The organism is Serratia sp. X10 (assembly GCF_017811775.1).
GTDB lineage: Bacteria > Pseudomonadota > Gammaproteobacteria > Enterobacterales > Enterobacteriaceae > Serratia > Serratia ureilytica.
Genome location: NZ_JAEIOH010000008.1, coordinates 57,240 through 77,283 on the forward strand (window position 1 = coordinate 57,240; position 20,044 = coordinate 77,283).

At 60.9% G+C, this 20,044-nt stretch carries 21 protein-coding genes; 14 read left to right on the forward strand and 7 right to left on the reverse strand.

Annotated elements, in window-relative coordinates; all coding sequences use genetic code 11:
- The first annotated feature begins 66 nt into the window (after window positions 1–66).
- The 6 genes from yrfG (at window position 67) to J9788_RS21255 (ending at window position 4,735) form a co-directional block, all read left to right on the forward strand.
- Window positions 67–747, forward strand: a complete 681-nt coding sequence (yrfG, locus tag J9788_RS21230; protein ID WP_182265716.1) for a GMP/IMP nucleotidase — start codon at window positions 67–69, stop codon at window positions 745–747.
- Window positions 744–1,151: a ribosome-associated heat shock protein Hsp15 gene (hslR, locus tag J9788_RS21235; RefSeq protein WP_033645283.1), complete on the forward strand. Its 408-nt coding sequence runs from the start codon at window positions 744–746 to the stop codon at window positions 1,149–1,151. The genes yrfG and hslR overlap by 4 nt, the downstream gene beginning before the upstream one ends.
- Window positions 1,152–1,176: 25 nt before the next feature.
- Window positions 1,177–2,055: an Hsp33 family molecular chaperone HslO gene (gene hslO / locus J9788_RS21240; RefSeq protein WP_182265715.1), complete on the forward strand. Its 879-nt coding sequence runs from the start codon at window positions 1,177–1,179 to the stop codon at window positions 2,053–2,055.
- 194 nt (window positions 2,056–2,249) lie between these two features.
- On the forward strand, window positions 2,250–3,869 hold the full coding sequence (gene pckA / locus J9788_RS21245) for a phosphoenolpyruvate carboxykinase (ATP) (RefSeq protein WP_015379308.1): 1,620 nt from the start codon (window positions 2,250–2,252) through the stop codon (window positions 3,867–3,869).
- Between the two features lie 126 nt (window positions 3,870–3,995).
- Window positions 3,996–4,259 carry a plasmid stability protein gene (locus J9788_RS21250; protein ID WP_004930730.1) on the forward strand — a complete coding sequence of 88 codons (264 nt, stop codon included), beginning with the start codon at window positions 3,996–3,998 and terminating at the stop codon, window positions 4,257–4,259.
- On the forward strand, window positions 4,256–4,735 hold the full coding sequence (locus tag J9788_RS21255; protein ID WP_079450505.1) for a type II toxin-antitoxin system VapC family toxin: 480 nt from the start codon (window positions 4,256–4,258) through the stop codon (window positions 4,733–4,735). Before J9788_RS21250 ends, J9788_RS21255 begins: the two co-directional genes overlap by 4 nt.
- Before the next feature lie 32 nt (window positions 4,736–4,767).
- Here J9788_RS21255 and envZ read toward each other — a convergent pair whose 3' ends face one another.
- From envZ to cbpA, 4 genes are all read right to left on the reverse strand, one after another.
- Complete coding sequence (gene envZ / locus J9788_RS21260) at window positions 4,768–6,138, reverse strand: two-component system sensor histidine kinase EnvZ (protein WP_033645286.1); 1,371 nt, start codon at window positions 6,136–6,138, stop codon at window positions 4,768–4,770.
- Complete coding sequence (gene ompR, locus J9788_RS21265; protein WP_004709363.1) at window positions 6,135–6,854, reverse strand: two-component system response regulator OmpR; 720 nt, start codon at window positions 6,852–6,854, stop codon at window positions 6,135–6,137. Before ompR ends, envZ begins: the two co-directional genes overlap by 4 nt.
- Window positions 6,855–7,110: 256 nt before the next feature.
- Window positions 7,111–7,416, reverse strand: coding sequence for a chaperone modulator CbpM (locus tag J9788_RS21270; RefSeq protein ID WP_004930739.1), 306 nt, complete (start codon window positions 7,414–7,416; stop codon window positions 7,111–7,113).
- 5 nt (window positions 7,417–7,421) lie between these two features.
- The gene (gene cbpA, locus J9788_RS21275; protein WP_046898703.1) at window positions 7,422–8,384 is read right to left on the reverse strand and encodes a curved DNA-binding protein; all 963 of its coding nucleotides are present in this window, start codon (window positions 8,382–8,384) and stop codon (window positions 7,422–7,424) included.
- A gap of 230 nt (window positions 8,385–8,614) precedes the next feature.
- Here cbpA and greB point away from each other — a divergent pair, with 230 nt between their 5' ends.
- The 6 genes from greB to J9788_RS21305 all read left to right on the forward strand — a co-directional run bounded on the left by greB (window position 8,615) and on the right by J9788_RS21305 (window position 15,035).
- Window positions 8,615–9,088 carry a transcription elongation factor GreB gene (gene greB / locus J9788_RS21280; protein ID WP_033645289.1) on the forward strand — a complete coding sequence of 158 codons (474 nt, stop codon included), beginning with the start codon at window positions 8,615–8,617 and terminating at the stop codon, window positions 9,086–9,088.
- 157 nt (window positions 9,089–9,245) lie between these two features.
- The gene (locus J9788_RS21285; protein ID WP_046898702.1) at window positions 9,246–11,579 is read left to right on the forward strand and encodes a Tex family protein; all 2,334 of its coding nucleotides are present in this window, start codon (window positions 9,246–9,248) and stop codon (window positions 11,577–11,579) included.
- Between the two features lie 297 nt (window positions 11,580–11,876).
- Window positions 11,877–12,179, forward strand: a complete 303-nt coding sequence (locus tag J9788_RS21290; protein WP_182265714.1) for a hypothetical protein — start codon at window positions 11,877–11,879, stop codon at window positions 12,177–12,179.
- 4 nt (window positions 12,180–12,183) lie between these two features.
- On the forward strand, window positions 12,184–12,408 hold the full coding sequence (feoA, locus tag J9788_RS21295; protein WP_033645291.1) for a ferrous iron transporter A: 225 nt from the start codon (window positions 12,184–12,186) through the stop codon (window positions 12,406–12,408).
- Between the two features lie 72 nt (window positions 12,409–12,480).
- Window positions 12,481–14,796 carry a Fe(2+) transporter permease subunit FeoB gene (feoB, locus tag J9788_RS21300; protein WP_033645292.1) on the forward strand — a complete coding sequence of 772 codons (2,316 nt, stop codon included), beginning with the start codon at window positions 12,481–12,483 and terminating at the stop codon, window positions 14,794–14,796.
- Window positions 14,796–15,035, forward strand: a complete 240-nt coding sequence (locus tag J9788_RS21305) for a FeoC-like transcriptional regulator (RefSeq protein WP_016930385.1) — start codon at window positions 14,796–14,798, stop codon at window positions 15,033–15,035. Before feoB ends, J9788_RS21305 begins: the two co-directional genes overlap by 1 nt.
- Before the next feature lie 42 nt (window positions 15,036–15,077).
- On the opposite strand, the gene J9788_RS21310 is transcribed toward J9788_RS21305, so the two are convergent.
- Both J9788_RS21310 and bioH read right to left on the reverse strand, forming a co-directional pair.
- Window positions 15,078–15,362 (reverse strand): YdgH/BhsA/McbA-like domain containing protein, encoded by a 285-nt coding sequence (locus J9788_RS21310; RefSeq protein WP_004930765.1) that lies wholly within the window; start codon window positions 15,360–15,362, stop codon window positions 15,078–15,080.
- A 270-nt stretch (window positions 15,363–15,632) separates the two neighbouring features.
- Window positions 15,633–16,403, reverse strand: coding sequence for a pimeloyl-ACP methyl ester esterase BioH (bioH, locus tag J9788_RS21315; protein ID WP_182265713.1), 771 nt, complete (start codon window positions 16,401–16,403; stop codon window positions 15,633–15,635).
- A 40-nt stretch (window positions 16,404–16,443) separates the two neighbouring features.
- On the opposite strand from bioH, the gene gntX reads away from it, so the two are divergent.
- A complete protein-coding gene (gene gntX, locus J9788_RS21320) occupies window positions 16,444–17,127 on the forward strand; it encodes a DNA utilization protein GntX (RefSeq protein WP_182265712.1) in 684 nt (227 codons plus the stop codon).
- 58 nt (window positions 17,128–17,185) lie between these two features.
- Window positions 17,186–17,761: a Fe-S biogenesis protein NfuA gene (nfuA, locus tag J9788_RS21325; RefSeq protein WP_004930777.1), complete on the forward strand. Its 576-nt coding sequence runs from the start codon at window positions 17,186–17,188 to the stop codon at window positions 17,759–17,761.
- Window positions 17,762–17,945: 184 nt separating this feature from the next.
- On the opposite strand, the gene malQ is transcribed toward nfuA, so the two are convergent.
- The gene (malQ, locus tag J9788_RS21330) at window positions 17,946–20,039 is read right to left on the reverse strand and encodes a 4-alpha-glucanotransferase (RefSeq protein ID WP_182265711.1); all 2,094 of its coding nucleotides are present in this window, start codon (window positions 20,037–20,039) and stop codon (window positions 17,946–17,948) included.
- Window positions 20,040–20,044: the final 5 nt, after the last annotated feature.

Here is a 20,044-nt window from a genome sequence, read left to right on the forward strand (position 1 = left end):
CTTATGCTACGCTAACGCTATTATTCTCATCTGCGGACTGCCCGTCGGTCCGCCCGTGGAGTTTTTATGGTTCCCGAGTTTGATTGGCCGCAGATCGATACCGTGCTGCTGGACATGGACGGCACATTGCTGGATCTGGAGTTCGACAGCCACTTTTGGCTCAGCCTGGTGCCACAGGCGCTGAGCGAAAGGCGCGCTATTCCGTTCGACGAAGCCCGCCACATCATCGAGCGGGAATACCAGGCGGTGCAGCACACCATGAACTGGTATTGCTTCGATTACTGGAGCGAGCGGCTGGATCTGGACATTTACCGCATGACCAGCGAAGTGGGCAGCCGCGCCCGGCTGCGCGAAGACACCGAGCCTTTTTTACGGGCGCTGCGCGACGCCGGCCTGCAAACCATTTTGCTGACCAACGCCCATCCGCACAGCCTGGCGGTGAAAATCGAGCATACCGGCCTCGATCGGCACCTTGATTTATTGTTTTCCACCCACACATTTGGTTATCCGAAAGAAGATCAGCGTCTGTGGCAAGCGGTGCAACAGCACACCGGATTCGACCCGCAGCGCACGCTGTTTGTCGACGACGGCGAGCCGATCCTCGACGCGGCGCGCACTTTCGGCATTCGTTACTGCCTGGGCGTGCAAAACCCGGACTCCAGCTCGGCGGAGAAAAGCTTCCAGCGCCATCCGTCGATGCGCGACTACCGCCTGCTGATACCGGCGCTGGCCAAGGGGGAAGCATGAAGGAAAAAGCGACGCGCGACGACGCGGTCCGACTGGATAAGTGGCTGTGGGCCGCACGCTTCTACAAGACCCGCGCGCTGGCGCGCGAAATGATCGACGGCGGCAAGGTGCATTACAACGGCCAGCGCGGCAAGCCGAGCAAGATTGTCGAGCTCAACGCCGAGCTCAAACTGCGGCAGGGCAACGAAGAACGTACGGTGATCGTGCTGGCGCTGACCAGCCAACGCCGCGGCGCCAACGAGGCGCAGCAAATGTATCAGGAAACCGAAGCCAGCATCGCCAACCGCGAAAAAATGGCGCTGGCGCGCAAGATGAACGCGTTGACCATGCCGCATCCGGACCGACGTCCGGACAAAAAGGAGCGGCGCGACCTGATGAAATTTAAATTTGGTGAGCAGGAATAACCCCTCACCGCAATGAGAGAAGATTATGTCCAACCATGACCAATTGCACCGTTACCTGTTTGAAAACTACGCGGTGCGCGGCGAGCTGGTTACCGTCAGCGAAACCTATCAGCAGATCCTGAACAACCACGACTACCCGGCGCCGGTGCAAAAACTGCTGGGCGAGCTGCTGGTCGCCACCAGTCTGCTGACCGCAACCCTGAAGTTCGACGGCGACATCACCGTTCAGCTGCAAGGCGACGGCCCGCTGAAGCTGGCGGTGATCAACGGCAACAACCGCCAGGAGATGCGCGGCGTTGCGCGCACCCAGGCGCCTATCGCCGACGACAGCACCCTGCATCAGATGATCGGCAACGGCGTCATGGTCATCACCATTTCCCCGACGGAAGGCGAGCGCTATCAGGGCGTGGTCGGCCTGGAAGGGGAAACGCTGGCCGAATGCCTGGAAGCCTACTTCCGCCAGTCTGAACAGTTGCCGACCCGCCTGTTCATCCGCACCGGCGAAGCGGAAGGCAACGCCGCGGCGGCCGGCATGCTGCTGCAGGTGCTGCCGGCGCAGGACGGCAACCTCGATGATTTCGATCACCTGGTGCAACTGACCAACACGGTCAAAAGCGAAGAGCTGTTCGGCCTGCCGGCCAATGAGGTGCTGTACCGCCTGTATCATCAGGAAGAAGTCACCCTGTATGAACCACAGGACGTGCAATTCCGTTGTACCTGTTCACGTCAGCGTTGCGCCGACGCGCTGCTGACGCTGCCGGCCGACGAAGTGGCGGACATGCTGGAGCAGGACGGCAATATCGACATGCACTGCGACTACTGCGGCAGCCACTATGTCTTTGACCCGGTTGATGTTGCCGCGTTGTATGCGGGCAACGCCGGCGAAAGCGACCGGTTGCACTAAGTCATACCCTCTCGGCGGGCGCGCCCGGCACCCGCCAAGCCCCGCCGTTTGCACGTTTGCTTTTTTCCGTGTGCTATCTCTCAGATCGTAACGAAATACCGCCTAAAACGTTAAATATTTGATACCCATCGCGGTTACGCACCGTTAGATCCCTACAATTGCCGCCAGAAATTCTGTGACCAAGGAGTAGTAACATGCGCGTTAAAGGTATAACCCCTCAGGATCTGGCCGCTTACGGCATTCACGACGTCAGCGAAATCGTTCACAACCCGAGCTATGAACTGCTGTTTAAGGAAGAAACAGACCCATCTCTGGAAGGTTTTGAGCGTGGGGTAGTCACCAAGCTGGGTGCCGTCTCCGTCGATACCGGCATCTTCACCGGCCGTTCGCCGAAAGACAAATACATCGTCCGCGACGACATCACCCGCGATACCGTGTGGTGGGCCGATCAGGGCAAAGGCAAAAACGACAACAAACCTCTCAGCCCGGAAGTCTGGGCCGATCTGAAACACCTGGTCACCGAGCAACTGTCCGGCAAACGCCTGTTCGTGGTGGATACCTTCTGCGGCGCCAACGCCGACTCGCGCCTGAAAGTGCGTTTCATCACCGAGGTGGCCTGGCAGGCGCACTTCGTGAAAAACATGTTCATCCGCCCAAGCGACGAAGAGCTGGCTGACTTCGAACCGGACTTCGTGGTGATGAACGGCGCCAAATGCACCAACCCGAACTGGCAGCAGCAAGGCCTGAACTCGGAGAACTTCGTCGCCTTCAACCTGACCGAGCGCATGCAGCTGATCGGCGGCACCTGGTACGGCGGCGAAATGAAGAAAGGCATGTTCTCGATGATGAACTACCTGCTGCCGCTGAAAGGCATCGCCTCGATGCACTGCTCGGCCAACGTGGGCGAGAAAGGCGACGTGGCGGTATTCTTCGGCCTGTCCGGCACCGGCAAGACCACCCTCTCCACCGATCCTAAGCGTCAGCTGATCGGCGATGACGAGCACGGCTGGGACGACGACGGCGTGTTCAACTTCGAAGGCGGCTGCTACGCCAAGACCATCAAGCTGTCTGAAGAAGCCGAGCCGGACATCTACCACGCCATCAAACGCGATGCGCTGCTGGAAAACGTCACCGTGTTGGCCGACGGCAGCATCGACTTCAACGACGGTTCGAAAACCGAGAATACCCGCGTTTCTTACCCGATCTACCATATCCAGAACATCGTCAAGCCGGTGTCCAAGGCGGGTCACGCCACCAAGGTGATCTTCCTGACCGCCGACGCCTTCGGCGTGCTGCCGCCGGTATCGCGCCTGACCGCCAACCAGACTCAGTACCACTTCCTGTCCGGCTTCACCGCCAAACTGGCAGGCACCGAGCGCGGCGTGACCGAGCCGACGCCAACCTTCTCCGCCTGCTTCGGCGCCGCATTCCTGTCACTGCACCCGACGCAGTACGCGGAAGTACTGGTGAAACGCATGCAGGCCGCCGGCGCCCAGGCTTACCTGGTCAATACCGGCTGGAACGGCACCGGCAAACGCATCTCGATCAAAGATACGCGCGGCATCATCGACGCCATCCTGAGCGGTGAAATCGACAAGGCGGAAACCGTTACCCTGCCTATCTTCGATCTGGCGATGCCGACCGCGCTGCCGGGCGTGAACCCGGAGATCCTCGATCCGCGCAACACCTATGCCAGCCTCGAGCAGTGGCAGGAAAAAGCGCAGGATCTGGCCGAGCGCTTCATCACCAACTTCGACAAATACACCGACACGCCTGCGGGTGCCGCGCTGGTCAGCGCCGGCCCGAAGCTGTAATTCGGTAGCGTTACCTCTTCAGCTAAGGCGCGGATCCCGCGCCTTTTTTTATTTCAATTGATTGCTTTTTAAGCAGCAGGACGAGAGAATAAGTCAATGCAATCATTGATAGCAAAGGAGGTTTCAATGGCTACTATCACCGTCAGAAATCTGGACGACGAAATCAAAGAGCTGCTGCGTATCTCAGCGGCGAAAAACGGCCATTCCATGGAAGAGGAAGCGCGCATGATCCTGAAACAGGCGCTGGTCAAAAAGCCGCCGCGCTATGGATTGGGTACCTGGATGCATCAGCACTTCGCCGAATTCGGCGGCGTTGAGCTGGAGATCCCACCGCGTGACGCCGTGCCGCCACGCATCGTCACCTTTGATGATGAAGATGACAACGCATGATCATTATCGACACCAACGTCATTTCAGAAACGCTGCGTCCCAGCCCGTACTACAACGTCATTAACTGGCTAAATGAAAAGGACAATGACGAGCTCTATCTCAGCGCCATTGTCCTCGCCGAACTGTTCAGCGGCGTGGCCTGCATGCCTGACGGCAAGCGCCAGCGGGATCTCAAGCTGAAATTGGCGGACGCCATTGAATTGAAGTTCGAGGGGCAGATATTGCCGTTTGATGGGCTGTGCGCGATGCAATACGCGGAATTGACGGCAAGGAATCGGCTGCTGGGTAAAGCGATGAGCGTGCCCGATACCCAAATCGCCGCCACCTGCCTGCATTACGGCGCCGCCTTGGCCACCCGCAATACCAAAGGCTTCCTCCACTGCGGCATCGAATTAATCGATCCGTGGCAGGCGCCGACCGGCCGCCGGTTGCATGAGGATGCGGCGGAATACTACGTGATGAGCAGAAAGTCCTGACGGGGCCGCAGCGGCGCGGCCCACATCAGAGGTCAGGCGGTTTCCCTGGCCGTTTGATGGCCGTTGGTCGACTCTTTTTTCTCCATCGGCAACGGAATATAAGCGCGGATCAATAGCCCGCCGCGCTCGCTGGTGCCGATATCCAGTTCGCCGTCATGCGCGTCGATAATACGCTGCACGATCGCCAGCCCCAGGCCGGTGCCGCTGGTGCTGCGCGCGCTGTCACCGCGTACGAACGGCTGCAGCAGGTGCTTCAACTCGTCCGGCTTGATGCCCGGGCCGTCATCTTCCACCTGGAACCAGCCGCGCTGCAGCTCACGGCCGCTGCTGACTTTGATCCAGCCGTTGCCGTAACGCGCCGCGTTCACCACCATATTCACCGCCGCCCGTTTAATCGACAGCGGATGTACGTTCATCATCAGCTCGCCCGGCGACAGCGCGGTTTCAATCACCCGCTCATAGCCGCTCTCGGCCGCGACCACTTCGCCTAAAATGGCGTTCAGATCGCTGCTTTCGGTCGGCATTTCCTGCCCGGTGCGCAGATAATCGATGAACTGCTCGATGATGGCGTTGCACTCTTCGATGTCTTTATTGATCGACTCGGCCAGATAGCCATCTTCGGCGCTCATCATCTCCGTCGCCAGGCGGATGCGCGTCAACGGCGTACGCAGATCGTGGCTGACCCCGGCCATCAGCAACGTACGGTCATCCGCCAGCTGTTTGACGCCCGACGCCATCTGATTGAATGCGCGAGTCACCGACCGCACTTCGGAAGCGCCATACTCGCGCAGCGGCGGCGGAATAATGCCCTTGCCCACCTGTAGCGCCGCATGTTCCAGCTCCACCAGCGGGCGGTTTTGAATACGAATAAACAGCCAGGCGCCGCCGATCGCGAGCAGCATAATCGCCAGCGTATAGCGGAACAGCGGCGAGAAATCGCCCTGGTGGATTTCCGTCAGCGGCACGCGCACCCAGATATCGGGCTGCAGCCAGGTTTTCAGCCACACCACCGGGGAGTTCTTGTTCACCTCCACCCGCACATCGGTCGGCCCGCCGAGCTGCTGCGCCATCTGCTGGCTGAGGAACTGGTAGTGTTGCGCCCAGCGCAGGCCGCTCTCCTCCGCCGCCGAGTTGGTGTAGAGAGAGATGCCCAGTTCGCGGTAGATCTCACGGCGGAACGCCGGCGGCACCTCCAGCAGCGTGCCGTCCTCCAGCTGCAGCCGATCGGTCATCAGCATACGCACTTCGTAGGCCAATACCTTGTTGAACTGCTGCAGGCTGGGCAGGATGGCGAAGTTCAGCACCACCAGATAGGTCGTCACCAGGCTGACAAACAGCAAGGTGACGATCAACAACAGGGTTCGGGCAAACGAGCTACGCGGTGAAAAGCGCAATCGCCTCATGCCTTACTGCCGTCCGGGACGAAGACGTAGCCGAGACCCCACACGGTCTGGATATAACGCGGATGCGCCGGATCTTCTTCAACCATACGGCGCAGACGAGAGATCTGCACGTCGATGGAGCGTTCCATGGCGCTGTATTCGCGGCCACGCGCCAGGTTCATCAACTTATCGCGCGACAGCGGTTCACGCGGGTGGCTGACCAGCGCCTTCAGTACCGCGAACTCGCCGCTGGTCAACGGCATCGGCTCGTCTTCGCGGAACATCTCGCGGGTGCCGAGGTTCAGTTTGAATTTGCCGAAAGCGATCACCGCTTCTTCCTGCGAAGGCGCGCCCGGCAGTTCGTTCGCCTGACGGCGCAGCACCGCGCGGATACGAGCCAACAGCTCACGCGGGTTGAACGGTTTAGGAATGTAGTCGTCGGCGCCGATTTCCAGGCCCACGATGCGATCGACCTCTTCGCCTTTCGCGGTGACCATAATGATCGGCATCGGGTTGCTCTGGCTGCGCAGGCGGCGGCAGATGGATAGGCCGTCTTCGCCCGGCAACATCAGATCGAGCACCATCAAATGGAAGGATTCACGAGTCAGCAAGCGATCCATTTGCTCAGCGTTGGCAACGCTGCGAACCTGGAAGCCCTGCTCGGTTAAATAACGTTCTAAAAGCGCGCGCAGGCGCATGTCATCATCGACAACCAGGATCTTATGATTCTCTTGCATGGTATTACTCCCAAAGGCTTTATTGCCTGACTCGAATATTGTTAGAAAACCTTGCCATTTGAGACAGCGTTTAATGGTATGTATTCTAGACGAAATTGTTACAAAGCTTATTCTTTTCCCCATTTATCAACAATTTTCAGTGAATGTCGACGGGGGTTCGTCAAAATTTCGCCCTTTATCGGCGCAATGTGGGGCGACGGCCCAATTTTGTGCAATTTCGCCACCGGGAAGCGCCCGGTGGCGTTCAGCTGTCGGGTCAGGAAGTTTGCAAGAAACGCGCCAGCTGCCTACGCAGCTGCCGGTTCTCTTGCTGTAGCGCATCAACTCGATCGAGCAGCGTCAGCGCCATGGCGATCCCCGGCCAGTCCAGATCCAGCTCCGCCCGCAGCCTGCGTGCGCGCTGCAGATGGCTCAGCGCCGGATAATCAAACTCCCAGCGCGGCTGCGCCGGCTCCAGCGGCACGATAACGCCCAGGCCGACGATCTCGACCAGCTCGTCCTCTGAAATCTCCACCCTCTGACACAATTCCACCACGGTGAAAGTGATCTCTTTTTTCATCATCTGCTTTACTCCCATTCCGCGCGCGGGTTGAACGCCGCCTGTTCAGCCAGTTCCCGCCACAGGGCGCTGGCCTTCTCGTTCGGCTTCGGCGGCATCACCACCTTGAGAATAACGTACAGGTCACCGGGCTCTTTCTTGCCCGCCAACCCTTTGCCTTTGACCCGCAGCCGTTTGCCGCTCTGGCTGCCGGCCGGCACGGTCAGCGCGATTTTGCCGGTCAGCGTCGGCACCTCAATGCTGGCGCCGAGCGCCGCTTCCCACGGAGCGAGCGGCGCCACGATGCTCAGGTTGTGGCCGTCTATCTCAAACAGCGGGTGCGGCGCGAGGCGGATAACCAGATACAGGTCGCCGTTCTGGCCGCCGCCCACGCCGGCAACGCCCTGCCCCTTGAGGCGAATGCGCTCGCCGTCGCCCACGCCGGCCGGAATTTTCACGTTCAGCGTCTTGCTGGCTTCGCTTACCTGCCGCCCCAGTTCGTCGTACACCGGCAGCTTGTAGGAAATCTCGCGGCTTTGACCATGCAGCGTTTCCTCGAGGAACAGCGGCACCTCCATCTCCAGATCCTGGCCACGGAAGCCATGCCCGCCGTGCGAATGCGCAGAGGAACGGTGCCCGCCCGCCGCCCGCCCGCCGAACATGCTCTCGAAGAAGTCGGAGAAGTCTTGCGCGTCGGCACCGCCGCCGTGCCATGAGGCGCTCTGCTGATAGCCGCCGTGATCGCCGCGCGCCTGGCGGCCAAAGTTCGGATCGTTGCGATGCAGCCGGATCTGATCGTACTCGGCGCGGCGCTCGTCGTCCTTCAGTACCTCATAGGCTTCGGCCAGTTCCTTGAACTTGCTCTCGGCGTCGTCTTCAGTGCTCACGTCAGGGTGATATTTACGCGCCAGCCGGCGGTAGGCCGTTTTGATGGTTTTCAGATCGGCGTTGGGCTCAACGCCCATCGTGGCGTAGTAATCTTTAAATTCCATGCGGTAATACCTTCAATGTGTTGGGTTGTGCGCCAAAATTCCTTGTCTCTCTCGCCAGATATCCTCCTTTCGTCACATTCCTTTTCCGCTATCGCTAAGCATACTCCCGATTGTTAAAAGCTGCGCAAACTGAATAAAAACCGTGCGACAAGGCGCAGGCCCGCGCGCCATTTTTAAAGCCCTGCGCATTCACGTACACTGTGGCGGTGGCCCCATAAAGATAAATCACGATGAGAACTCAACTGATAACCCGTGAAGGGTATGACAAGCTCAAACAAGAGCTGGATTACCTCTGGCGCGAAGAACGCCCCGAGGTGACCAAGAAAGTGACCTGGGCCGCCAGCCTGGGCGACAGAAGCGAAAACGCCGACTACCAATACAACAAGAAGCGGCTGCGCGAGATCGATCGCCGCGTCCGCTATCTGACCAAATGCCTGGAGCAGTTGAAGATCGTCGATTACTCCCCGCAGCAGGAAGGCAAAGTGTTCTTCGGGGCCTGGGTGGAGGTAGAAAATGACGACGGCGAGATCAAACGTTTTCGCATCGTCGGCTACGACGAGATTTTCGGCCGCAAGGATTACATTTCCATCGATGCGCCGATGGCGCGCGCCCTGCTGAAAAAAGAGGTCGGGGACGTCGCCACCGTCAATACCCCGCTGGGCGAGGCGCAGTGGTACGTTAACGAGATAAACTACCCGAAGTAAGCTTTCAGCTTTTTCCGAACCGCCGCCAACGCCGCCGCCTGAGCTGTTCTCCACGCCGCGGCCGCGCGGCGGCGGCCCGCTCCGCTGGCATTTTCCGCGATCAATCCGTATAACTGTCCCCTGTTTATTCACCGTTCTCAATACAGATACCAGACCTATGAATGACCCACTGAGCCGCATTATTGCAACAGAACTGCAGGCCCGGCCGGAGCAAGTCGACTCCGCCATCCGTCTGCTGGATGAAGGTAATACCGTGCCCTTTATTGCACGCTATCGTAAGGAAGTCACCGGGGGCCTGGACGACACCCAACTGCGCCAGCTGGAAACCCGCCTGGGTTATCTGCGTGAACTGGAAGATCGTCGTCAGACCATCCTGAAGTCGATCGATGAACAGGGCAAACTGACCGAACAACTGGCGGGGGCGATCAACGCCACGCTGAGCAAGACCGAACTCGAAGACCTCTACCTGCCGTACAAACCCAAGCGCCGCACCCGTGGCCAGATCGCCATCGAAGCTGGTCTGGAACCGCTGGCTGACACGCTGTGGCAGGATCCGCAACAGCAGCCGGAACAGCTGGCTGAACGCTACGTCGACGCCGAGAAGGGCGTGGCGGACGTGAAAGCCGCCCTCGACGGCGCGCGCTATATCCTGATGGAGCGCTTCGCCGAAGACGCCGCGCTGCTGGCCAAGGTGCGCGACTACCTGTGGAAAAACGCCCATCTGGTCTCCAAAGTGGTCGAGGGCAAGGAAGACGAAGGTGCCAAGTTCCGCGACTACTTCGATCACCACGAACCGATTTCCCAGGTGCCTTCGCACCGCGCGCTGGCGATGTTCCGCGGCCGCAACGAAGGCGTGCTGCAGCTGGCGCTGAACGCCGATCCGCAGTTTGAGGAAGCGCCGCGCGAAAGCCAGGCGGAGCTGATCATCATCAATCACCTCAATCTGCGCCTGAACAACGCTCCGGCCGACGCCTGGCGCAAGGCGGTGGTCAACTGGACCTGGCGCATCAAGGTGTTGCTGCACCTGGAAACCGAGCTGATGGGCACGGTGCGCGAACGCGCGGAGGATGAAGCGATCAACGTCTTCGCCCGCAACATGCATGATCTGTTGATGGCCGCGCCGGCCGGCATGCGCGCCACCATGGGCCTCGATCCGGGCCTGCGCACCGGGGTGAAAGTCGCCGTGGTCGACGCGACCGGCAAACTGGTGGCCACCGACACCGTCTATCCGCACACCGGGCAAGCGGCCAAAGCCGCCGCCATCGTCGCGGCGCTGTGCATCAAACACAACGTGGAGCTGGTGGCGATCGGCAACGGCACCGCTTCGCGTGAAACCGAGCGTTTCTATCTCGACCTGCAAAAGCAGTTCAGCGACGTCCGGGCGCAGAAAGTGATCGTCAGCGAAGCGGGCGCGTCGGTGTATTCCGCGTCCGAACTGGCGGCGCAGGAGTTCCCGGATCTCGACGTGTCGCTGCGCGGCGCGGTGTCCATCGCCCGTCGTCTGCAGGATCCGCTGGCGGAGCTGGTGAAGATCGACCCGAAATCCATCGGCGTCGGCCAGTATCAGCACGACGTCAGCCAGAGCCAGCTGGCGAAAAAGCTGGACTCGGTGGTGGAAGACTGCGTGAACGCCGTCGGCGTCGATCTGAACACCGCTTCGGTGCCGTTGCTGACCCGCGTGGCCGGCCTGACGCGCATGATGGCGCAGAATATCGTCAACTGGCGCGACGAGAACGGCCGCTTCAGCAACCGTGAACAGTTGCTGAAAGTCAGCCGTTTGGGGCCGAAAGCGTTCGAACAGTGCGCCGGCTTCCTGCGCATCAACCACGGCGACAACCCGCTGGATGCCTCTACCGTCCACCCGGAAGCCTACCCGGTGGTGCAGCGCATTCTGGCCGCCACCGAGCAGGCGCTGCAGGATCTGATGGGCAACGCCTCGGCGGTGCGCAGCCTGAAAGCGGTCGATTTCACCGACGACAAGTTCGGCGTGCCGACGGTCACCGACATTCTGAAAGAGCTGGAGAAGCCGGGCCGCGACCCGCGTCCGGAGTTCAAAACCGCCACCTTTGCCGAAGGCGTGGAAACCCTCAACGATCTGCAGCCGGGCATGATCCTGGAAGGGTCGGTGACCAACGTCACCAACTTCGGCGCCTTCGTGGATATCGGCGTGCATCAGGACGGCCTGGTGCACATCTCCTCGCTGGCGGACAAGTTCGTCGAAGATCCGCACACCGTGGTGAAAGCCGGTGACATCGTCAAAGTGAAGGTGATGGAAGTCGATCTGCAACGCAAACGCATCGCGCTGAGCATGCGTCTGGATGAGCAACCGGGCGAAGGCTCGCCGCGCCGCGGCGGCAACGCGCCGGCACAGGCGCGCGACAACGCCAACCGTTCGGCGGGCGGCAACAAGGCCAAACCGCGCAATGCGGCGCCGGCCGGCAACAGCGCCATGGGCGACGCGCTGGCGGCGGCTTTCGGCAAGAAACGCTAAGTCAGACCAACAGGGCGGAGCCTGCTCCGCCCTTTCCAATGAAGAAAACTTGCGGCATTTTTGACCCGTCTCAATAAACCATCATCTTTTTATTTCCCGTTCTTGTGTGACCGTCCTCCCATTATTCAGCCAGCAAAAATCCCTTCTGCAGCCGTTTATTAACAACTCCGTTAACACGCATTTTTCATCTCGCGAATTGTGAGAGAAACACAAATGGTTACCGCTCGCATTACGGCGGAATAATGTTATTGAATTGCCTTTCACCAGAAATAAAAAAGGAAAAAACGCCATCGCCATTTGCAAACGAGAAAACCTGGCTACAAATACGTAACTGATTTAACTCGCCATTCTCATTTGCCGCTGCGTAAAAGCGGTGGTAAAACGGGGATTATCAAGGGGGCCAGCCAAAAAGCGGCCGCCGCCAAAATAATTGGTTACAATACCCTTACTTTTTGTATTGAACGCGATAATGATAATTACTATTATTTTCGCTCACTTTATTGCATGACCTTATGGATGAATACCGCCGACGGCGTGGTATTTTCGCCGGCAACGTCCAATTATCATCAGCCCGATGCTCATCGGCACCCGGAAGGTTAATGACATGCAGCTTCAACCTAAACGCACATATAAGATTGTCGGCTTTTCCAGCGAGATTGCGCCGGCCTACCGCCAGAAACTGTTATCGCTCGGCATGCTGCCCGGCTCTTCGTTCGACGTGGTGCGCGTCGCGCCGCTGGGCGATCCGATAGAAATTAAAACCCGCCGCGTCAGCCTGGTGCTGCGCAGGAAGGATTTGGCGCTGCTGCAGCTCGACGGCCAGCCCTGAGCCGGCGCGCCCTCCGTTTGCCGGTGCGCCTTTGCGCCGGCGCTGTTCTCCTTGAAGACGACACGCAGAACTATGAAAAAACTCACCATCGGCTTAATCGGCAACCCGAACTCCGGCAAAACCACGCTGTTCAACCAACTGACCGGCGCGCGCCAGCGGGTCGGCAACTGGGCGGGCGTGACGGTCGAACGCAAGGAAGGCCATTTCACCACCCCGCAGTCCGACGTGCGGCTGGTCGATTTGCCCGGCACCTACTCCCTGACCACCATTTCGGAGCAGACGTCGCTCGATGAGCAGATCGCCTGCCACTACATTTTGAGCGGCGACGCCGATCTGCTGATCAACGTGGTGGATGCCTCCAACCTGGAACGCAACCTCTACCTGACGCTGCAGCTGCTGGAGCTGGGCATTCCCTGCATCGTGGCGCTCAACATGCTCGACATCGCCAAAAGCCAGCATATCGATATCGACGTCGCCGCCCTGTCGGCGCGCCTCGGTTGCCCGGTAGTGCCGATGGTCTCCACCCGCGCCGACGGCATCGGCGTGCTGAAACAAATGATCGACAATCATCGCATCAACGAACAGCAGGCGCTGGTGAACTACCCGCCGCTGCTGCTGAAAGAGGTCGCCACGCTGAGCGACGCCATGCCGCAAACGCTGCCGGCGGCGCAGCGCCGCTGGCTGGCGCTGCAGATGCTGGAGGGCGACATCTACAGCCATCGTCTGGCCGGCCCCGCCGTGGCGCGGCTGCCAGCGGCCATTCAGGCGCTGCAACAGCAGCAGCAGGAGGACCCGGCGCTGGTGATCGCCGACGCGCGCTACCAGTCCATCGCCGCCCTGTGCGACGCGGTCAGCAACTCGCAGCAGGCGATGCCCAACCGCCTGACCGACATGCTGGATAAAGTGATCCTCAACCGCTGGCTGGGCGTACCGATCTTCCTGCTGGTGATGTACCTGATGTTCCTGCTGGCGATCAATATCGGCGGCGCGCTGCAGCCGATCTTCGATATCGGCTCGGCGGCGATCTTCATTCAGGGCATTCAGTGGCTCGGCTATACCCTGCACTTCCCCGACTGGCTGACCGTCTTCCTGGCGCAGGGCGTCGGCGGCGGCATCAACACCGTGCTGCCGCTGGTGCCGCAGATCGGCATGATGTACCTGTTCCTGTCGTTCCTGGAAGACTCCGGCTACATGGCGCGCGCGGCGTTCGTGATGGATCGCCTGATGCAGGCGCTCGGGCTGCCGGGCAAATCCTTCGTGCCGCTGATCGTCGGCTTCGGCTGCAACGTGCCGTCCATCATGGGTGCCCGTACGCTGGACGCCCAACGCGAACGCCTGATCACCATCATGATGGCGCCGTTCATGTCCTGCGGCGCCCGTCTGGCGATCTTCGCAGTGTTCGCCGCCGCGTTCTTCGGCCAGGACGGCGCCGGCGTGGTGTTCTCGCTGTATATGCTCGGCATCGCGGTGGCGATCCTGACCGGCCTGGTGCTGAAATACACCCTCATGCGCGGCGAAGCCTCGCCGTTCGTGATGGAGCTGCCGGTCTACCACGTGCCGCACCTGAAAAGCCTGCTGCTGCAAACCTGGCAGCGGCTGAAAGGCTTCGTGTTGCGCGCCGGCAAGGTGATCGTGGTCGCCAGCATGTTTATCGGCGGCCTGAACAGTTTCTCGTTCAGCGGCAAAACGGTCGACAACATCAACGACTCCGCGCTGGCTTCGGTCTCCAAGGTGCTGACGCCGCTGCTGCAGCCGATGGGCGTCCACAGCGATAACTGGCAGGCCACCGTCGGCCTGGTGACCGGCGCGATGGCGAAAGAAGTGGTGGTCGGCACGCTGAACACGCTGTACACCGCCGAGCATATTAACAAAGAGGCGTTCGACGCCGCCAACTTCAACCTGCTCGACGAGCTGGGCGGCGCGCTGCAGGAAACCTGGGACGGCCTGAAAAACACCTTCAGCCTGAGCGTGCTCTCCAACCCGATCGAAGCCAGCAAGGGCGACGGCGAGATGGGCGTCGGCTCGATGGGGGTAATGAGCAGCAAATTCGGCTCAGGCATCTCCGCCTACAGCTACCTGATCTTCGTGCTGCTGTATGTCCCTTGCGTCTCGGTGATGGGCGCCATCGCCCGTGAATCGAGCCGCGGCTGGATGACCTTCTCCATCCTGTGGGGACTGAACGTTGCCTATTCGCTGGCAACGCTGTTCTATCAGGCGGCCACCTTCAACCAACACCCGCAGTACAGCCTGACGGCGATCCTGGCGGTGGTGCTGGTAAACCTGCTGGTGCTGTTTGGCCTGCGCCGGGCGCGCAGCCGCGTCACGGTTCGCTTGGGCAACGCCACGCCGGCGGCCTGCTGTCAGGGCGCCAAAGGGAGCTGCCACTGATGGCCGGGCTGCTGCAGGTGCGCGATGCGTTGGCGCTGCGCGGCAGCGCCCAGGCGCAGCAGCTCAGCCAATCGCTGGCGACGCCGCTGCCGCTGGTGCAGGCGATGCTGGACCGTTTGACGGCGATGGGGAAAGTGGAACGCATCGAACAGGATGGCGGCGCCTGTCTGAGCGGCGGCTGCAAAAGCTGCCCGCAGGGCCAGGGGTGCAGCACGGTGTTCTACCGGCTGAAGGCCTAACGTTCAGGGGCGCCGCTGCGGGCGCCCCTGAACGTTCAAGGCTTATTGCTTGTCTTTGTAAACTTCGGCGATGGCGCTGAATTTACCGTGTTCGCGGCCTGCCAGGATCACGTAGTATTGACCGCCCTTTTCGTCCGCCAGTTTGGACAGCTCTTCCTTGGCATCCATCGGCGACGTGGTTTCCGCCGTGGTGGTGACGGTGCCGATCTTCTCGTATTTACCCGGATTCTTATCCAGATCTTCCTTGGTCAGCAGGGTTGCCGCCATGGAGCCGAAAGACACCGAACCCAGCACTGCCGCTGCAATAATCATCTTCAATGATTTCATGACACTAACCTCTCAATGGATAATTTATCTGTTATGAAAGCCGTCCTGGATCCATGCGTAGTACTGCAGGCTGCCGCGACATCCTCAGGCCTCGTTGCTTTCCCTGACGGGGCCTGTTTCCCAGAGACGAAACGCCAAAATGAAAATCGCCGCACGCGGTCTTTTCATTTTGCAGCCAACGCATTGACTCACTAAGTATTGAACAGCTTTGTCTTTTATCCACCCGGCAACGTTTTTTTTCGCGCTCTATTGTGCGTTTTCACGCTGCATTCAATGTGCTGCAATAAACGCTTCGATCATCGTCACAAATTCATCGGGATGAGAGATAAACGGCGCATGGGCGGCTTTGGCCACGATCTGTGACGTGGAGTTCGGCCAGGCGGCGTCGAGCAGCTCGGCGACCTTGCGCGGCACCAGCCCGTCCAGATAGCCATAGATCCGCAGCAGCGGCAGATCCAGCTCCGCCAGCGGCGCGCGCAGATCGGCAGTGCGCAGGATCTCCAGCCCACCGTTCAATACTTCGACGCTCGGCGTCGGCTGGTTGAGCACCACCGCTTTCAGCTGGCGCGCATCCTGACGCGCGCTCTCGGTGCCCAGCGTCTGCAGCGCCAGAAAACGCTCGACGGTGCGCTGGAAATCCAGGCTTAGCTGGTGCTGGAAACCGCTCAGCACATCCGGACGGATCCCCGGCCACGCATCGCGGGCGGCAAAGCACGGCGAGGAGGCCACGGTGATAAGCCCGCTGACCCGCTGCGGCTGCATCAGCGCCGCCTGGCTGGCCACCAGCCCGCCGAGCGACCAGCCGAGCCACCAGGCCTGCGGCGGGGCGGCCGCCAGCACGATTTCCGTCATCTGCGCCAGCGACAGGGCGCCGACCCCCTGGCTGCGGCCGTACCCCGGCAGATCGACCAGGTGCAGGCGAAAATGCGGCGTCAGCCGCGCCTGAATGCAACTCCACACTTCGGCGTTCAACCCCCAGCCGTGCAGCAGCACAAGATCGCGTTCGCCTTCACCTATTGTTTGCCAGTACAGCGCTGTCATTGGTTATTGTCCTTTCATGCTTACCCGTCTCGGAGACGCTATGCTATCAATCCGCAGCCGCTGTTGGCTATGCCGACAGCCATTGAGCCTGATGCGTCATGGCCTCTGCAGCTGCTGCCTGCGTCACCTGCCGGCCAGACCGCCGTGTTGCCCGCGCTGCGGGCTGCCCGCCGGGGAGACGCGCACGCCCTGCGGCCGCTGCCTGCAACGGCCACCGCCCTGGCAACGGCTGGTGTTCGTCGGCGACTACGTGACGCCGCTCAGCCTGCTGGTAAAAAGGTTCAAGTTCCACCGCGCGCCCGAGCTGGCGCCGGCGCTGGCGCGCCTGATGCTGTTGCGCTGGCAGCAGGCGCGCGCAGAGCAGTATCTGAACAGACCCGACCTGATTTTGGCGGTACCCTTGCATGCAACACGCTGCTGGCGCCGTGGCTATAACCAGAGCGATCTGCTGGCCCGGCCGCTGGCGCGCTGGTTGGGTTGCGCCTACCGGCCCGCCGCCTTGCGCCGGGTGCGCAAAACCGCCCTGCAACAGCGGCTGAGCGCCTCTGCCCGCAGACGCAATCTGCAGCGCGCGTTCGTCTGTACCGTGCCGGTCGCCGGCCGGCATATCGCCCTGGTGGATGACGTGGTGACCACCGGCAGCACCGTCTCGGCGATCGCGGCGCTGCTGCGGCGGCAAGGCGCCGCCTCGGTGCAGATATGGTGCGTTTGCCGCACGTTGTAGTGCCACGGCAATGGGCGTATTATAACCGACTATAGAAGTCAACTATTGAGCTAATGCTATGATCCGTATAACAGATGCTGCACAGGAACACTTTGCCAAACTGCTGGCAAATCAAGAAGAAGGCACCCAAATCCGCGTATTCGTGATCAACCCGGGCACGCCGACGGCCGAATGCGGTGTCTCTTATTGCCCGCCGGACGCGGTAGAAGCGACGGATACCGAACTGAAGTTCGACAAACTGTCCGCCTATGTCGATGAACTGAGCGCGCCGTATCTGGAAGACGCCGAAATCGACTTCGTGACCGACCAGCTGGGTTCTCAGCTGACGCTGAAGGCGCCGAACGCCAAGATGCGCAAGGTCGATGACGACGCGCCGCTGATGGAACGCGTGGAATACGTGCTGCAGTCGCAGATCAACCCACAGCTGGCGGGCCACGGCGGCCGCGTAACGCTGATGGAGATCACCGACGACAACATGGCTATTCTGCAGTTCGGCGGCGGTTGCAACGGCTGTTCGATGGTCGACGTCACGCTGAAAGAAGGCATCGAGAAAGAGCTGCTGCAGAAGTTCCCGGAGCTGAAAGGCGTGCGTGATTTGACCGAGCACCAGCGCGGCGAGCACTCCTACTACTGATACCCTTCTTACTTGAAGTTGCAGCGTTGTTGGCCGCATGCGCGCACCCCAGTCACTTACTTAAGTAAGTTCCTGGGGATTTACGCACTTGCCGCCTAGCTGCAACGCCAATTAATTCGGGTATCCGTCATTTGGATGGGACTAAAGTTCTCGTCCTTTGACCTAATACAACGACACCTCATCGTCACCCCACCGACACCTTACGTCGGCGCTTGTCCAAATCCTTCAGCAGCCGGTTTATCCGCGGGTCGGCGAACATATCTTCCAGCGTTTGAGTCAGCTTGCGCCGCCAGTTAGGATACTGATCGCTGGTGCCGGGGATGTTGACCGGATCGGCCATGTCCAGCCAGTCTTCCGGCTGCAGGCCAAGCAAGGCGCTGGCGCTGTCGGCGACATAACGCTGCAGGCCGCGGTTGAGCAGCGGGCTCATGCCGAGCAGCGCCGCCTTCTTGCCCACCTTCTGCGGCACGCAGCCATAACGATGCAATCCATCCAGCAGCCCCTGCTTGGCGCGTTCCCGATCGGCGAACAGCGCCCGCAGGATTTCCGCATCCGGGTAGAGACCCAGCCGGTTGCCGAGCGTCAGATCGTCGCTTTGCCAGTAGCCGCGCAGCGTCGGCAGATCGTGAGTGGTGATGGTCGCCATCGCCTGCACCGGATAGGCCTGCGGCGCGCGGAAATGGTGTTCGCCGTCGCTTTCGAAATAGAGCACTTTGTAGGAATAGACGCCGCTGTCGCGCAGCTTGCCGACGATTTCCACCGGCACCGTACCGAGATCCTCGCCGATCACCATGCAGCGATGGCGCTGGCTTTCCAGCGCCAGCACCGCCAGCAGATCGTCCACCGGGTATTTGACGTAGGCGCCGCGATCGGCGGTTTCACCATACGGGATCCACCACAGCCGCAGCAGCGCCATGACGTGATCGATACGCAGCGCGCCACAGCTGGTCATGTTGGCGCGCAAAAGATCGATGAACGGCTGATACCCGCGCGCCGCCATCACGTGCGGATCCATCGGCGGCAGGCCCCAGTTTTGCCCCAGCGGGCCCAGAATATCCGGCGGTGCCCCGACCGACGCTTTCAGGCAGTACAGCTCGCGGTCACACCAGGTTTCCGCCCCGCCTTCCGCCACCCCGACCGCCAGATCGCGATACAGGCCGATCGGCATCTGCTGCTGCCTGCTCTGGTCAAAACACTGCGCGAACTGGGTGGCCGCCAGCCACTGCAGCCACAGGTAAAAACGAACCGTTTCCTGGTGTTCAGCGCAGAACTGCCGCACCGCTTCGCTATCCCCCTGCCGATAACGTTCGGGCCAGGCCGGCCAGCCCCACTGGCTGATGTCATCCGCCGCCAAATGGGCATGCAGCGCGTCGAAGGCCGCCTGCCGGTACAGGCTGTCGCCGCCGTCCGTCACGAATTGCTCGAACGCCTGACGCTGCGCGTCGTTTGGCTTGCGCGCCTGAAATACCGGAAACGCCAGCTTCAGCGCCGCCAGTTTCAGCTGCATCACGGCGGTGTAATCCACCCACTCCGCAGCGCGCGCCTTGGCCAGCTGTTTCTGCGTCGCCGGCTTCTGCCACCAGCGCTGCGCCGCGTCGCTGCGCTGGAAATCCTCCACCGCGTTGACGTCGATATACGCCAGGTTCAGCCAGCGGCGCGACGAGGGGCTGTAAGGGCTGGCGCTCTCCGGGTTGGCGGGGTACAGCGCATGGATCGGGTTGAGGCCGACGAAAGCGCCACCGCGTTTCCCCACCTCTTCCACCATCAGGCGCAGATCGCCGAAATCGCCGATGCCCCAGTTGCGATCGGAGCGCAGCGTGTACAGCTGAACGCAGGCGCCCCACAGCTTTTTGCCGGTCAACAAGGCGTCCGGCTCGAAGCAGCGCCTCGGCGCGACGATCACTCGGCATGACCACTGCCGTGCGCCCTGGCTCAACGTCAATTGGTGGTAACCCGCCGGCAGCTCACCGGGCAGCGTCAGGGTCTTGCGCGCGCCGACGCGCCCCTGCAGGCATTCGCCGTCTTCACGCTGCAGCGCCCACAGGTATTCGCCTTCGCCCGTCGGCGTCAGCGCCAACGGCGCGCCCTGATAGAACACCTTGACCGCCGGTAACGGCGGCGGCGCGGTATCCTGCACCGCATCATCGGGCCACTTCATGGCCGCCAGCAGCTTGCGCTTGGTCTGCGGCTCAATCGCCTGCCGTTTGCCGTGAGCATTGATGAAATCGGCAGCGATCCCCGCCTGCGCTGCCGCCTGATCGATACGCTTGCGATCCATTCGCT

Coding starts and splice junctions, on each gene's coding strand:
- J9788_RS21250 (WP_004930730.1), top strand. CDS start 3,996: ATGGCTACTATCACCGTCAGAAATCTGGACGACGAAATCAAAGAGCTG.
- feoA (WP_033645291.1), top strand. CDS start 12,184: ATGCAGCTTCAACCTAAACGCACATATAAGATTGTCGGCTTTTCCAGC.
- ompR (WP_004709363.1), bottom strand. CDS start 6,854: ATGCAAGAGAATCATAAGATCCTGGTTGTCGATGATGACATGCGCCTG.
- J9788_RS21285 (WP_046898702.1), top strand. CDS start 9,246: ATGAATGACCCACTGAGCCGCATTATTGCAACAGAACTGCAGGCCCGG.
- envZ (WP_033645286.1), bottom strand. CDS start 6,138: ATGAGGCGATTGCGCTTTTCACCGCGTAGCTCGTTTGCCCGAACCCTG.
- bioH (WP_182265713.1), bottom strand. CDS start 16,403: ATGACAGCGCTGTACTGGCAAACAATAGGTGAAGGCGAACGCGATCTT.
- feoB (WP_033645292.1), top strand. CDS start 12,481: ATGAAAAAACTCACCATCGGCTTAATCGGCAACCCGAACTCCGGCAAA.
- cbpA (WP_046898703.1), bottom strand. CDS start 8,384: ATGGAATTTAAAGATTACTACGCCACGATGGGCGTTGAGCCCAACGCC.
- J9788_RS21255 (WP_079450505.1), top strand. CDS start 4,256: ATGATCATTATCGACACCAACGTCATTTCAGAAACGCTGCGTCCCAGC.
- malQ (WP_182265711.1), bottom strand. CDS start 20,039: ATGGATCGCAAGCGTATCGATCAGGCGGCAGCGCAGGCGGGGATCGCT.
- hslR (WP_033645283.1), top strand. CDS start 744: ATGAAGGAAAAAGCGACGCGCGACGACGCGGTCCGACTGGATAAGTGG.
- hslO (WP_182265715.1), top strand. CDS start 1,177: ATGTCCAACCATGACCAATTGCACCGTTACCTGTTTGAAAACTACGCG.
- J9788_RS21305 (WP_016930385.1), top strand. CDS start 14,796: ATGGCCGGGCTGCTGCAGGTGCGCGATGCGTTGGCGCTGCGCGGCAGC.
- J9788_RS21310 (WP_004930765.1), bottom strand. CDS start 15,362: ATGAAATCATTGAAGATGATTATTGCAGCGGCAGTGCTGGGTTCGGTG.
- gntX (WP_182265712.1), top strand. CDS start 16,444: ATGCTATCAATCCGCAGCCGCTGTTGGCTATGCCGACAGCCATTGAGC.
- nfuA (WP_004930777.1), top strand. CDS start 17,186: ATGATCCGTATAACAGATGCTGCACAGGAACACTTTGCCAAACTGCTG.
- yrfG (WP_182265716.1), top strand. CDS start 67: ATGGTTCCCGAGTTTGATTGGCCGCAGATCGATACCGTGCTGCTGGAC.
- greB (WP_033645289.1), top strand. CDS start 8,615: ATGAGAACTCAACTGATAACCCGTGAAGGGTATGACAAGCTCAAACAA.
- J9788_RS21270 (WP_004930739.1), bottom strand. CDS start 7,416: ATGATGAAAAAAGAGATCACTTTCACCGTGGTGGAATTGTGTCAGAGG.
- pckA (WP_015379308.1), top strand. CDS start 2,250: ATGCGCGTTAAAGGTATAACCCCTCAGGATCTGGCCGCTTACGGCATT.